Below are 13118 nucleotides of genomic sequence, written 5' to 3'. Positions count from 1 at the left end.
GCTACATCTCTCCCCGCGCGCGGCGGATCGCATACCATTTCGCCACATTGGCGTTATGCTGCTCCAGCGTGTCGGCAAAGACATGCCCGCCGGTCCCGTCCGCGACGAAATACAACGCGGAAGTATCTGCCGGGTCCAGCACCGCGTCGATGCTCGCGCGGCCCGGATTGGCGATCGGCCCCTGCGGCAAACCTGCCATCGAATAGGTGTTATAGCCGTTCACCGCGCGCACTTCGGAACGCAGGATGCGACGGCCCAGCGGTCGCCCCCTGGTCAACGGATAGATGATCGTCGGATCGGCCTGAAGCCGCATTCCCTGTCGCAGCCGGTTCGAATAGACCGCGGCCACCGTCCGCCGCTCGGCTTCCCTGGCGGTTTCCTTCTCCACGATCGATGCAAGGATCACCGCCTCGCGCGGGGTATTAACGACCAGCCCCGGCTTTCGCCGTTTCCACGCATCGGCCAGATAGCGATCCATCGCCGTCTGCATCCGCGCCAGCACCTCGGCGCGGGTTTCGCCGCGCTCATAGCTGTAGCTGTCGGGCAGGACCGAGCCTTCCTCCGGCACGGCCACGTCGCCGGTCAGTCCGGGCGCGCGCATCAACGCTTCGTGCACCAGCACCGAGGGCAATCCCTCCGGCACGGCGACCAGACGCTGGACGACCTTGCCCTCCTGCATCAGCGTCAGCAGGTCGGCCTGGCTGATTCCGGCGGGGACGGCATATTCCCCCGCACGGATCGTGTCCGAACCGCCCAGCAGCTTCGACAGCAGCACGAACCGGCGCGCGGAGGTGATTGCGCCGGCGCGCTCCATCTCCTCGGCCGCGCGGGTCAGCGTCGCGCCTTGCGGCACCACGACGTTGCGTGCTGCCGCAAGCGGCCCGGCGCCGCTCCAGGTCTGGACCAGCGTGAACAACGCCATGACCAGCGCCAGACCGAGCAGCAGCCCCAGACAGCCGACCCGCTTCATCGCATTTGGTTCAATCGATTGCCTTCATCACCAGCGAGGCATTGGTACCGCCGAAACCGAACGAATTGTTCAGGATCGCGCGCACCTTGCGCTCCTTGGCGACGTGCGGGACCAGATCGACGCCCGCGCAATTCTCGCTCGGATTGTCGAGGTTGAGTGTCGGTGGCACGATGCCGTCGCGCATCGCCAGGATGCAGAAGATCGATTCGACCGCCCCCGCACCGCCCAGCAGATGACCGATCGCCGACTTGGTCGAGGACATCGACATCCCATCCAGCGCCGGACCGAACAAGCGACGCACCGCGCCCAGCTCCAGTTCGTCGCCCAGCGGCGTCGACGTGCCGTGCGCGTTGACATAATCAATGTCGGCCAGCGACAGGCCCGATTTACGCATCGCCATTTCCATGGCGCGATACGCACCCGACCCTTCGGGATGTGGCGCCGTGACGTGATAGGCGTCGCCAGACAGGCCATAGCCGATCACCTCGGCATAGATCTTGGCGCCGCGCGCCTTGGCCCGTTCATATTCCTCGAGCACGACCACGCCCGCGCCTTCACCCATGACGAAGCCGTCCCGGTCGCGGTCGTAAGGGCGGCTGCCCTTTTCAGGCGTGTCGTTGAAGTTGGTCGACAGCGCGCGCGCCTGGGCGAAACCGGCGATGCCGATCGGACAGATCGCCCCTTCGGCGCCGCCCGCCAGCATCACATCGGCATCGTCCATCGCGATCATGCGCGCGGCATCACCGATCGAATGCGCGCCGGTCGAACAGGCCGTAACGACGGCGTGATTCGGACCCATCAGCCCGTATTTGATCGAAACCTGACCCGAGATCAGGTTGATGAGGCGGCCATGGACGAAATGCGGGCTGACGCGGCTCGGCCCCTTGCGGTCGAGCACCAGTGATTCGCTTTCGATACCCGGCAAGCCGCCGATCCCCGCGCCGATGGAGCAACCGGCGCGGAACCGCTCTTCCTCCGTCATGTCGGTCAGTCCGGCGTCCTCGATCGCCTGGCCCGCAGCGTCGATCCCGAACACGATGAAGGGATCGACCTGTCGCTGGACCTTGTGGTCGACGCGCTTGTTGGCATCGAAACCATATTCATGGTCGGCGGGCTTCACCTCACACGCGATGCGGCATTTATAATCGGTGGGATCGAACCGGGTGATGCGCCCCGCGCCCGATTTGCCTGCGATAAGGTTTTTCCAGACAGTCTCCACTTCCGCCCCAAGCGGCGTGACGAGACCAAGGCCGGTGACGACGACGCGGCGCATTCAGACTCTCCGTTCAGCGGCCCGGCAGGGGCCATAACCCTGGCGGCGCCGACCGGTCGGCAACCGCGCGATGGTCGCAATTGCCGTGACGGCGGTCGCGATCGCGGTTTGCGATCAACGACCTGCCAACGGCGCTGTCAAGCATCGCCTTGATAAACAAACGGCTCTCCGCCCGGCCGAACGGCACGGGCGGAAAGCCGCGAATGCTTCAACGAAGCTGGGGCAAATCAGCCCTTGTGCTCGTCGATATAGGTGATCGCGTCGCGAACGGTCGTGATCTTTTCGGCCGCATCGTCGGGGATTTCGACGCCGAACTCTTCCTCGAACGCCATGACCAGCTCGACGATATCGAGGCTGTCGGCGCCCAGATCGTCGATGAAGCTGGCGTCCTCGGTCACCTTCTCGGCCTCGACGCCCAGATTTTCGACGACGATCTTCTTCACGCGATCGGCGGTGTCGCTCATTCCCAAATTCCTCTTGTGGGTATCTTTAGAGTTCCCGAACGCCCTAAAGCCGCACGTTCCGGCTGGCAAGAGGCTCGCTCAGCTTAGCGATCGGTCAACGGCCGCGCGCTATGAGCGGTGCGATGTCCGCTCGACCCCAACCCATCCCCGATCAGCAGCCATGGCTGAACGAGGCGCGCCTGCATCACTGGCGAATCGCGGCGGGCGTGACGGTCGCCGCGGTGCTGTGCTGCTGGTTTCTGGGGGCGCGTAACGGTCTGGACCTGAACAGCAAACCCATCGGCACCGATTTCGTCAGCTTCTGGACGGCGGCAAGGGCGGCGCTGATGGTCGACCCGGCGACCGCCTATAATCCGGTCGCCCACGCCGCGCTGCAAATCGAATCGTTCGGGCCGGGCGCGGGCTATTTCGCCTTTTTCTATCCGCCGCCGTTCCTCCTGCTCTGTCTGCCGCTTGGTCTGCTCGGTTATGGCGCCGCGCTGGCGGCATGGCTGGGGCTGACGGGCGCGGCCTATGTCGCCGTCGCGGCGCGTGCGCTGCAATGGCCGCCGGGGCGGGCCGCCATGCTCGCGCTGGCCTTTCCGGCAGTGCTAATCAACATCGGCCATGGGCAAAACGGGTTCCTGTTCGCCGCGCTGATGGGTGGCGGGCTGCTGTTGCTGGATCGGCGGCCGATCCTCGCCGGATGCATTCTGGGTGCGCTGGTGATGAAGCCGCATCTGGCGTTGCTGCTGCCGCTTGCGTTTGCGCTGCGTGGCGCGTGGCGCGTGCTGATCGCGATGGGCCTGTCGGCGTGCGCGATCTGTCTGGTCAGCCTGTGGTTGCTGGGACCGGATGCCTGGCGCGGATTCCTGGACGGCGCACCGTTGGCGCGCGTCACACTGGAAACCGGGCTGGTTTCGCCTGCCAAGATGGTGAGCCTGTTCGCCGCAGGACGTGTCGTCGGGCTATCGGTGCCCGCGAGTTACCTGATCCACGCCATCGGCGCGGCGATTGCCGGCGTCCTTATCTGGCGAGCAGCCCGGAAGCGGATGCCGGCGGCGGACCAGAATGCGCTTCTGGTCGCTGGGACGCTGGCGATTTCGCCGTTTCTGCTCGATTATGACCTGACGCTGCTGGCATGGCCGCTGGCGTGGATGGCGGTGCGAGGCCGCTCAACCGGCTTCGTGGCGCACGAAAGGCTGGCGATGCTCGCCATCTTCGTCGCACCCCTGATCCTGCGGCCATTGGCGAGCGCGACGGCATTGCCGTTCGCGCCCGCGATGACATTCGGGCTGTTGGCGCTGTGCTGGCGTCGCGCGACGCTTACAGCATTGCCATACCGCCATTCACATGCAGCGTCTGTCCGGTGACATAACCCGCCTCTCGGCTGGCGAGATAGACGACCGCGGCGCCGATATCCTCGCCCGTGCCCAGGTCGCCGGTCGGGATACGGCCCAGCAAGGCCGATTTCTGCGCGTCGGGCAGCACGTCGGTCATGGCGGAACGGATAAAGCCCGGCGCCACGCAATTCACGGTGATGCCCCGGCTGGCGAGTTCCTGGGCCATGGCCTTTGACATCCCGACCAGCCCCGCCTTGGACGCGGCATAGTTCGCCTGCCCCGGATTGCCCGTCGCACCCACGACCGAGGTGATCGACACGATCCGGCCAAAGCGCGCCTTCATCATCGGGCGCGCCGCCGCGCGGGCCAGGCGGAACGCGGCTTCAAGGTTGACGCGGATCACCTGATCCCATTCGTCATCCTTCATCCGCATCAGCAGGTTGTCGCGCGTGACCCCGGCGTTGTTGACCAGAATGTCCAGCTTGCCGCCCAGCGCCTCGACCGCCTGCGGCACCAGCGCGTCGACCACCGCGCCGTCCGACAGGTTGCAAGGCATCGCAACATGATCGCCGCCCAGCTCGGCGCGAAACGCCTCCAGCTTGTCAGCGTTCGAGCCGGACAGCGCCAGTCGCGCGCCCTGCCCCGCCAGCGCCCGCGCGATAGCCGATCCGATGCCGCCCGATGCGCCGGTGACGAGCGCGGTCATGCCTGTAAGGTCGAACATCTTCATCTCCTTAAAGCGTCTTCAGCAGCGCTTCGATATCGTCCATGCCGATGATGCTGGCAGTGACGGCGTCGGGCGCGATGCGCTTGACCATCGGCGACAGCACCTTGCCGCCAAGCTCGACAAAGTGGTCGACGCCCGCTTCGTGCATCGCCAGCACCGATTCGCGCCAGCGCACCATGCCCGTCACCTGCTCGACCAGCAGCGCGCGGATCACCACCGGGTCGGCGACCGCCGCCGCCGTGACGTTGGCATAAACGGGCACCAGCGGCGACTGGATGGGGGCGGCGGCCAGCGCTTCCTCCATTACATCTGCTGCCGGCTGCATCAGCGGGCAGTGGAACGGGGCGGACACGGGCAACAGCACCGCGCGCTTGGCGCCATGATCCTTGGCGATCGCCACCGCCCGCTCGATCGCGCCGCGCGCGCCCGAAATCACGACCTGTGACGGATCATTGTCGTTGGCGATGGTGCAGACCTCACCCTCGGCCGCAGCATCGGCGATCGCCTGCGCCTTTTCGCGGTCGGCACCCAGCAGCGCGGCCATCGCGCCCTCACCCACCGGCACCGCCGCCTGCATCGCCTGCCCGCGTCGCTTCAACAGGCGCGCGGTGGTCGACAGGTCCAGCGCACCCGCCGCGCACAGGGCTGTATATTCGCCCAGCGAATGACCCGCGACGAAATCGGCCTTGTCGGAAAGCGTCACGCCGCCTTCTTTTTCCAGCACGCGCAGCACCGCGATGGCATTGGCCATGATCGCGGGCTGGGCGTTTTCGGTCAGCGTCAGGTCGCTCTCCGGCCCTTCGCTCATCAGGCGAAACAGGTTCTGGCCCAGCGCCTCGTCAACCTCGCCAAAGACTTCGCGGGCAAAGGGGCTGGCCTCGGCCAGCGCGCGGCCCATGCCGACTGACTGGCTACCCTGACCGGGAAAGATGAACGCGCGCATTGGACCGCTCCTGGGACGTGGAAGCGCCCGCGCCTACGCCCGAACGGCGAAACCTTTCAAGTCCCGCCGACCTTGCGACAATCTGTGACCCTTTTGTTCACCTGTCGCGATAGGGCTGCGACAAGGGAGCGCCAGATTGTCTTCATCGCCGGAACAGACCGGCAAGGTTTGAACGAGGAGACGACCGATGAAGAAGCTGATGCTCGCCGCCGTCGCCGCATCCATGGTTGCGGCGCCCACCATCGCCAGCGCCGCGCCGCAGGGCTACCGCGTAGTCAAGGAACGGCCCAACCGCACCGTGATCGTCGATCGGGGTCGCGGCTATCGCGAACGGACCGTGATCCGTCACAATAATAACCGCCAGTGGAACAATCGCCAGTGGGCGCGCGGCCAGCGATTCGACCGGCGCTATGCCAATAATTATCGCCAGATCGACTATCGCAGCTATCGCAACCGCGGCGTCTATGCCCCGCCCCGCGGCTATCAGTGGGTGCAATCGGGGAACGATGCGGTGCTGGTCGCGCTGGCATCGGGCCTGATCGGCGCGGTCATCGGAGGGGCGATCCGCTGAGCGTCCGGCCGAGGCAGGAGGACGGCCTCTCCCCTTGCCTTTCGGCGCAAAATCCGTAAGAGCGTGCTGCATCCGGGGTGGAAGGGTTCGCCTTTCCGCCCCGGATCATATTTGCACGGACGACAGCCGGAGGGGCCATGCGATGGGCGCATGGGCCAGCGATCGGCCAAGACAGGAACGAAGACATGGCTCTTTACGAGCACGTCTTCCTCGCCCGCCAGGATCTGGCGCAGGCGCAGGTGGACGCGTTGGCGGAAAACGCCACGAAGATCGTCGAATCGATGGAAGGCAAGGTCGTCAAGACCGAGACCTGGGGCCTTCGCAGCCTCGCCTATCGCATCGCGAAGAACCGCAAGGCGCATTATGTGATGCTCGAAATCGACGCTCCGGGCGAGGTCGTGGCCGAGCTGGAGCGCCAGACCCAGATCAACGAGGACGTCATCCGCTACATGACCGTCCGCGTCGACGGCCATGAAGCCGGCCCGACCGTCATGATGCGTAAGGGCGACCGTGAACGTCGCCGTGACCGCGACGATCGTGGCGACCGCGGCGACCGTGGTGATCGCGGCCCCCGCCGCGAGCGTGAGGAAGGGGAGAACAACTGATGGCCCGCCCGTTTTTCCGCCGCCGCAAGAGCTGCCCCTTCTCGGCCAAGGACGCACCGCGCATCGATTATAAGGACGTGCGCCTGCTCCAGGGTTTTGTGTCGGAGCGCGGCAAGATCGTGCCGAGCCGCATCACGTCGGTGAGCGCCAAGAAGCAGCGCGAACTGGCCCAGGCCATCAAGCGCGCCCGTCATCTGGGCCTGCTGCCCTACGTCGTGAAGTAAGGAGCGGACCCCATGGAAGTCATTCTGCTCGAGCGTGTCGAAAAACTCGGCCGCATCGGTGACGTGGTTACGGTGAAGGACGGGTTCGCCCGCAACTTCCTGCTGCCGCGCAAAAAGGCGCTTCGCGCCAATGACGCGAACCGCCGCGTGTTCGAAGCCAATCGTGAGCGTCTGGAGGCCGACAACGCCACCCGCCGCACCGAGGCCGAGGGCGAGGCAAAGGCACTGGACGGCGTGACCGTCACGCTCATCCGTCAGGCGTCGAACGTCGGCCAGCTCTACGGCTCGGTCGCGGTGCGCGATCTGGTCGAAGCGCTGGAGGCCGAAGGCCACAAGGTGAACAAGGCGCAGATCGTGCTGGACAAGCCGATCAAGTCGATCGGCCTGCACGACGTTCGCGTCGCGCTGCACCCGGAAGTCGCAGTGACCGTCAAGGTCAACGTCGCACGTTCGCCTGAAGAGGCGGAGATGCAGGCGCAGGGCGTCGACGTGATGTCCGCGATGTTCGAGAAGGAAGAAAGCGGCTTCATCGAAGACCGCGATCCCACGCTCGAAGCCGGCGAGATCGCCCGCGACGAAGAACAGCCCAGCGAGGAAACCGAGGCGTAAGTCCCGGTCTCGTCAAGGCAAAGAAAAGGGGCTGACCGGGCGACCGGCCAGCCCCTTTTCTGTTGGATCGCATTTCGATCAGGAACGCATTGCCATCAGGGGACGGCAACACACGCACCGATCACTGCGGCGAGCGGGATCAGCGACAGGATCAGGGGAACAGCCTTGCTCATTTGAACGCCTTCATAAAACCATGTGCCGCATCAATGCGCGGTGTGGCCGAAGGTTTCCGAACGATGAACGCGGCTATCCGCGCGAATCGACGCCCGCCGCATCCAGATGTGTGCCAAGTCGCCCTGAAAGCCACAGAAAGAACATCCGATAATCGCTGAGCAGCGACCACAGCGGATGGGTGAACGTCGCCGGACGATTCCGCTCGACGCGGAAATGGGCATACCAGGCAAAACCATAGCCCGCGACCGGAACCATCACCCACCAGCCGCCCGATGCCAACGCCAGCCCGGCGAACACAAAGGTCAATGCTGTCCCGGTATAATGCAGTCGCCGTGTCCGCGCCTTGGCATGTTCGCGCAGATAGAAGCGCCAGAAGTCCGCATAAGTCGCGATGCGTGCCATTCGCTAAGGGTATCCCAACGAGCAGGCGACACAAGCCTCGCCGCGTCGGTTTACAAAAGTTTGCGCGTTGGCCCTTTTATCGCTCTGCCGCCGCCAATTCGCTGCCGCGTCGGGTTTGTCTCGACAAAAGACGGGCCTGCCAGCCGGCACCCGCGATCCGGTCATCGCTCACGACGCCCTGATAGCTTCGCCCCAATGCGGTGAACCGGATGATAGCGCCACTCATGCGGCCATCGGTCAATGGCGCGACCGTTCCGGCGCGCGTCACGGTGCCGCCGATACGCTGAAAATGCTGCTGCAGCGACAGGTGGGTGCCGTCGTCAAATTCCCAGTCGCCCGCAACCATCGCCGGCACGCGCCACAGATACAGTCGCGATCCGCCAGCCCGCTGTTTCCCGTCGGGCGACCAGTCGCCCATGTCGAAAGCGTGACTGACGATACGCGTGCCAGGCGCGAGTTCACGCAACAGGCGCGGCCGCAATTGCAGGTTCACGCGCGGCAACAGGAACATCGTCACCACCGTGTGGCCCGCCAGCGGCGTTTCGAAGAGGTCCCCCGTCACGAACCGGGTCCGGTCGGCCACGCCTGCGCGTGCGGCCGCCGCTCGCGCCTCGCCGATCAGCACGGGGTCGATATCGATCCCTACGCCTGACGCGCCGCGCCGCGCCGCTGCGATCAGGATGCGGCCATCGCCGGTGCCCAGATCGAGCACCCGGTCGCCCGGCCCCGCCCCCGCCATGTCCAGCATCGCCTCCACCGCTTCGGGCCGCGTGCCCAGATACGGCACGTCCAGTTTGGGGGCGTTGCCGGTCAGTGATGCCCATGAACACCGGGCGACATCGGGTGACAGGCACCGCGCACCGAGTGCCACGCTGCCACTGGCAAACAGGGTCAGGGCAAGGGCGGCGATGGTGGAACGGCGGGACATCGCGTCGCCGCGTAACGCCGCAAGCGCCACAGCGCCAGCCCCGGCCACCGCGTCATCCCGCCCCGTCAGCGGCGTCCGAACAGCTTTTCGATGTCGCCGTGCGCCAGCTTCACCCAGGTCGGGCGGCCATGATTGCACTGACCCGAATGCGGCGTCACTTCCATTTCCCGCAGCAAGGCGTTCATCTCGGCGACCGACAGCACGCGCCCCGCACGAACCGAGCCGTGGCACGCCATCGTCGCCGCGACGTGATCGAGCCGTTCTTTCAGCGACAATGCCTGATCGTGCGCGGCGAGTTCGTCGGCAAGGTCGCGGACCAGCCCCGCGACATCGCCCTGACCCAGCAATGCCGGGGTCGCGCGCACCAGCACGGCCTGTGGCCCGAAGCGTTCGATGTCGAGACCGAATTCGGCAAGTTCGCTCGCGCGCTCCTCCAGCCGGTCGCAGGCGGGTTCGTCCAGTTCGATGACTTCGGGCAGCAGCAATGCCTGCGCGCGCACCCTGCCATCGGCCATCGCGCGGCGCATCCGTTCCAGCACCAGGCGCTCGTGCGCGGCGTGCTGATCGACGATCACCAGCCCGTCCTCGGCCTCGGCAACGATATAGGTCCGCGCGACCTGCCCGCGAGCAACGCCAAGCGGGTGCTCAACCGTAGCGGGGACCGACATCGCCGCCGGCTCGGCACGCGCGGCAGGGGGCGGGGTCAGAAAGGTGGGTCGGGCATCGCGGACGAGCAGGTCGTGCATCGGCGCGGCGGCGGCTGTCCAGCCTGACGATTGCGCCGCCGTCGAAACCGGCTCGGCTGTCCAGTTCGCCATCGCACCCGCATCCGCCGCCTGCACCACCCGGTGCCCAGCCTCGTCCAGTGCACGGCGAAGGCCGCTGACGATCAGGCCGCGCACCAGCGCCGGATCGCGGAACCGGACTTCGGTCTTGGCGGGATGGACGTTCACGTCGACATCGCCCGCCGGCACGTCGAGGAACAGCGCGACCACCGCGTGCCGGTCCCGTGCCAGCATCTCGGCATAGGCGCCCCGCACCGCGCCCACGAGCAGTTTGTCGCGCACCGGGCGGCCGTTGACGAACAGATACTGGTGATCGGCAATACCCCTGTTGAAGGTCGGCAGCCCCGCCACACCGCCCAGCACATGACCCGCCCGCTCAAGATCGACCGCCACTGAATTGTCGGCCAGCGCGCGGTCGGTAAGCGCCGCCACCCGCTCCGGTCGGCTTTCCTCCGGCGGCACCGACAGGACGCGGCGGCCATCATGTTCCAGCGCAAACCCGGTTTCGGGCCGCGCCATGGCCAGGCGCCGGACGACATCGAGGCACGCTGCATATTCGGACCGCGCGCTACGCAGGAACTTGCGGCGGGCAGGCACGCGCGCGAACAGGCCATCGACGCGCACCCGTGTGCCCGGCGGCAGCGCGGCCGGCCCTTCCTCCAGCAATACGCCGTTATCGACAACGCGGCGCCAGCCATCGGCTCCGCGCGCCCGGCTTTCCAGCGTCAGGCGCGCGACGCTGGCGATCGAGGGTAACGCTTCACCGCGAAATCCGAGCGTTGCGACGCCTTCGATCGCGCCCGAATCCCACAGCGATTCGGGCAGTTTCGACGTGGCGTGCCGCTCCAGCGCCAGTTCCATGGCGGCGGCGTCCATTCCGCAGCCATCGTCGGCAACTTCGATCCCGTCGACGCCGCCCGCCGACAACCGAATGGAAATTCGGCAAGCCCCTGCATCGATTGCGTTTTCGACCAATTCCTTGAGCGCGGAGGCAGGGCGTTCGACAACTTCGCCAGCGGCGATGCGGTTGATGAGATGCGAAGGCAGGCGACGTATTGACATGATCCCGGTCCTAGCCCAAGCGGCGGCATCCCGCGACCCGCAACCGCCATCCCATTTCCGGCGCTGGATTTCTCCGGCAGGCGGCGGGTTTCGGCTAGACGCTGCAGTATCCAAGTCCGCGTGCCGTCCCGGCAGTGCGGCAAGAATGGGTTGGTCGATGATTTTCTCGCGATTTTTCAAGTTCATGTCGCACGATATGGCGATCGACCTGGGGACGGCGAACACCGTCGTCTATCTGCGTGGGCGCGGCGTCGTGCTGAACGAACCTTCGGTGGTCGCGGTCGAGACGCTGAACGGCGTCAAGAAGGTCAAGGCCGTCGGTGACGACGCCAAGCTGATGATGGGCAAGACGCCCGGCACGATCGAGGCGATCCGCCCTTTGCGTGACGGTGTGATCGCCGACATCGACGTCGCCGAACAGATGATAAAGCACTTCATCGAGAAAGTGCATGGCGGGCGAAAGTTCATCCGCTGGCCCCAGATCGTCATCTGCGTGCCGTCGGGTTCGACCAGCGTCGAGCGCCGCGCGATCCGCGACGCTGCGTCGAACGCGGGTGCCAGCCAGGTTTTCCTGATCGAGGAGCCGATGGCCGCCGCGATCGGCGCCGATATGCCCGTGACCGAACCGATCGGATCGATGGTGGTCGATATCGGCGGCGGCACGACGGAGGTCGCGGTGCTGTCGTTGCGCGGTCTCGCCTATTCGACCAGCGTTCGCGTCGGCGGCGACAAGATGGACGAAGCGATCGTCAGCTATGTTCGCCGCAATCACAACCTGCTGATCGGCGAAGCCACCGCCGAGCGGATCAAGCAGGAAGTGGGTTGTGCCAAGCCGCCCGCCGACGGCATCGGCGCGACGATCCATATCAAGGGTCGCGACCTGGTGAACGGCGTGCCCAAGGAAATCCAGATCAACCAGGGCCAGATCGCGGAGGCGCTGTCCGAACCCGTCGGCACCATTGTCGAGGGCGTTCGGATCGCGCTGGAAAACACCGCGCCCGAACTGGCCGCTGATATCGTCGACCAGGGCATCGTCCTGACCGGCGGCGGCGCATTGCTCCAGGGCATTGACGAGGTGCTTCGTGACGAGACGGGGTTGCCCGTCACCATCGCCGAGGACCCGCTGACCTGCGTGGCGCTGGGCACGGGCCGCGCGCTCGAAGATCCGATTTTCCGCGGCGTCCTGCTCGCCGTCTGACAAGGGGGGCGGGCGGATGGCGCCGCCACGCAAGCGGCGTCCGGGTTTTTCACGCCGGGCGCAGTTCGTCCTGTTTCTGGGCTATGTGTTCGCAACGCTAGGCGCGTTGATCGGCGCGATCCTGCTCGGCCTGTCCATCCTCAATCCGCCCGCTTATGTCGCGGCGCGCGGTATCCTGCGCGAAGCCACGACGCCGGTTTCCAGCGGCCTGCACTGGGTGCGCCGGGGGATTGCCGATATCCCGCCCGGCGTCGGCGGCTATTTCGGTGTGATGCACGAGAATCGTCGCCTCAAGGACCAGCGCGCCGCCGAAAAGCGGCTGGTCGATCAGGCCCGCCGGGTGATGATCGAAAACATCCGGATGCGTCGCCTGCTCCAGGTCCGCGACCGGGAAGCGCAAACGGTCGTTGCCGCGCGTCTGGTCAATGCCAGCGCCAGCAGCACACGCCGCTTTGCGACGCTGAACGCCGGATTATGGCAAGGCGTGCGCGCCGGCTATCCGGTGCGCGGGCCGGAGGGCCTGGTGGGCCGCATCCTCGAAGTCAGCCCGAATACCGCGCGCGTGCTGCTGGTTATCGACCCTGAAAGCATCATCCCGGTGCGGCGCGTGCGCGACGGGATGCCGGCGATCGCGACCGGTCGGGGCGACGGCCTGATCGAAATCCGCGTCGCGGGTATTGCCAACATGCCGTATCGCGCCGGCGACATCTTTGTCACTTCGGGCGCGGGCGGCATCTTCCCGCCGGGCATTCCGGTCGCGCGCGTCCGCCGCAATGCGCGCGACACGGCCGAGGCAAGGCCGCTTGCCAATCCTGACATGCTCGATTTCGCGCTGGTCCAGCGCCCCTATCTGCTGCCCCC

15 protein-coding genes are annotated in these 13118 nt (G+C 66.2%); 7 read left to right on the top strand and 8 right to left on the bottom strand.

The genetic code is table 11. The features are described 5' to 3' along the window. Position 1: 1 nt before the first annotated feature. The 3 genes from mltG to VL973_RS06035 all read right to left on the bottom strand — a co-directional run bounded on the left by mltG (position 2) and on the right by VL973_RS06035 (position 2707). Positions 2–970, bottom strand: a complete 969-nt coding sequence (mltG, locus tag VL973_RS06045; RefSeq protein ID WP_325283129.1) for an endolytic transglycosylase MltG — start codon at positions 968–970, stop codon at positions 2–4. A gap of 10 nt (positions 971–980) precedes the next feature. Further along, positions 981–2243 carry a beta-ketoacyl-ACP synthase II gene (gene fabF / locus VL973_RS06040; RefSeq protein WP_325283128.1) on the bottom strand — a complete coding sequence of 421 codons (1263 nt, stop codon included), beginning with the start codon at positions 2241–2243 and terminating at the stop codon, positions 981–983. 227 nt (positions 2244–2470) lie between these two features. Next, positions 2471–2707: an acyl carrier protein gene (locus VL973_RS06035; RefSeq protein WP_256507241.1), complete on the bottom strand. Its 237-nt coding sequence runs from the start codon at positions 2705–2707 to the stop codon at positions 2471–2473. Between the two features lie 122 nt (positions 2708–2829). Here VL973_RS06035 and VL973_RS06030 point away from each other — a divergent pair, with 122 nt between their 5' ends. Continuing rightward, a complete protein-coding gene (locus VL973_RS06030; RefSeq protein ID WP_325283127.1) occupies positions 2830–4059 on the top strand; it encodes a glycosyltransferase family 87 protein in 1230 nt (409 codons plus the stop codon). Here VL973_RS06030 and fabG read toward each other — a convergent pair. Both fabG and fabD read right to left on the bottom strand, forming a co-directional pair. After that, positions 4013–4753 carry a 3-oxoacyl-[acyl-carrier-protein] reductase gene (fabG, locus tag VL973_RS06025; protein ID WP_325283126.1) on the bottom strand — a complete coding sequence of 247 codons (741 nt, stop codon included), beginning with the start codon at positions 4751–4753 and terminating at the stop codon, positions 4013–4015. The genes VL973_RS06030 and fabG overlap by 47 nt on opposite strands. Before the next feature lie 10 nt (positions 4754–4763). After that, positions 4764–5699 (bottom strand): ACP S-malonyltransferase, encoded by a 936-nt coding sequence (gene fabD / locus VL973_RS06020; protein ID WP_325283125.1) that lies wholly within the window; start codon positions 5697–5699, stop codon positions 4764–4766. A gap of 187 nt (positions 5700–5886) precedes the next feature. On the opposite strand from fabD, the gene VL973_RS06015 reads away from it, so the two are divergent. From VL973_RS06015 to rplI, 4 genes are all read left to right on the top strand, one after another. Further along, entirely contained in the window at positions 5887–6270 is a 384-nt protein-coding gene (locus VL973_RS06015; protein ID WP_325283124.1) for an RcnB family protein, read from the top strand. A 185-nt stretch (positions 6271–6455) separates the two neighbouring features. Then, positions 6456–6875 carry a 30S ribosomal protein S6 gene (gene rpsF / locus VL973_RS06010; RefSeq protein WP_325283123.1) on the top strand — a complete coding sequence of 140 codons (420 nt, stop codon included), beginning with the start codon at positions 6456–6458 and terminating at the stop codon, positions 6873–6875. Beyond that, positions 6875–7099, top strand: a complete 225-nt coding sequence (rpsR, locus tag VL973_RS06005; RefSeq protein ID WP_007403456.1) for a 30S ribosomal protein S18 — start codon at positions 6875–6877, stop codon at positions 7097–7099. The genes rpsF and rpsR overlap by 1 nt, the downstream gene beginning before the upstream one ends. Positions 7100–7111: 12 nt before the next feature. Continuing rightward, positions 7112–7708, top strand: coding sequence for a 50S ribosomal protein L9 (gene rplI, locus VL973_RS06000; RefSeq protein WP_325283122.1), 597 nt, complete (start codon positions 7112–7114; stop codon positions 7706–7708). A 246-nt stretch (positions 7709–7954) separates the two neighbouring features. On the opposite strand, the gene VL973_RS05995 is transcribed toward rplI, so the two are convergent. The 3 genes from VL973_RS05995 to mutL form a co-directional block, all read right to left on the bottom strand. Continuing rightward, positions 7955–8284 (bottom strand): Mpo1-like protein, encoded by a 330-nt coding sequence (locus VL973_RS05995; RefSeq protein WP_325283121.1) that lies wholly within the window; start codon positions 8282–8284, stop codon positions 7955–7957. A 76-nt stretch (positions 8285–8360) separates the two neighbouring features. Continuing rightward, positions 8361–9212, bottom strand: coding sequence for a class I SAM-dependent methyltransferase (locus VL973_RS05990; protein WP_325283120.1), 852 nt, complete (start codon positions 9210–9212; stop codon positions 8361–8363). Positions 9213–9277: 65 nt separating this feature from the next. Continuing rightward, positions 9278–11059, bottom strand: a complete 1782-nt coding sequence (gene mutL / locus VL973_RS05985) for a DNA mismatch repair endonuclease MutL (protein ID WP_325283119.1) — start codon at positions 11057–11059, stop codon at positions 9278–9280. A gap of 157 nt (positions 11060–11216) precedes the next feature. On the opposite strand from mutL, the gene VL973_RS05980 reads away from it, so the two are divergent. Then, a complete protein-coding gene (locus VL973_RS05980) occupies positions 11217–12257 on the top strand; it encodes a rod shape-determining protein (RefSeq protein WP_325283118.1) in 1041 nt (346 codons plus the stop codon). Positions 12258–12273: 16 nt separating this feature from the next. Further along, positions 12274–13118, top strand: an 845-nt coding sequence (locus tag VL973_RS05975) for a rod shape-determining protein MreC (RefSeq protein WP_325283117.1), incomplete at its 3' end; no start/stop codon positions are given.

Source organism: Sphingomonas sp., assembly GCF_035490575.1.
Taxonomy (GTDB): Bacteria; Pseudomonadota; Alphaproteobacteria; order Sphingomonadales; family Sphingomonadaceae; genus Sphingomonas.
The sequence above is the reverse complement of the archived record's forward strand: the minus strand, read 5'-3'. Positions and strand labels throughout refer to the sequence as shown.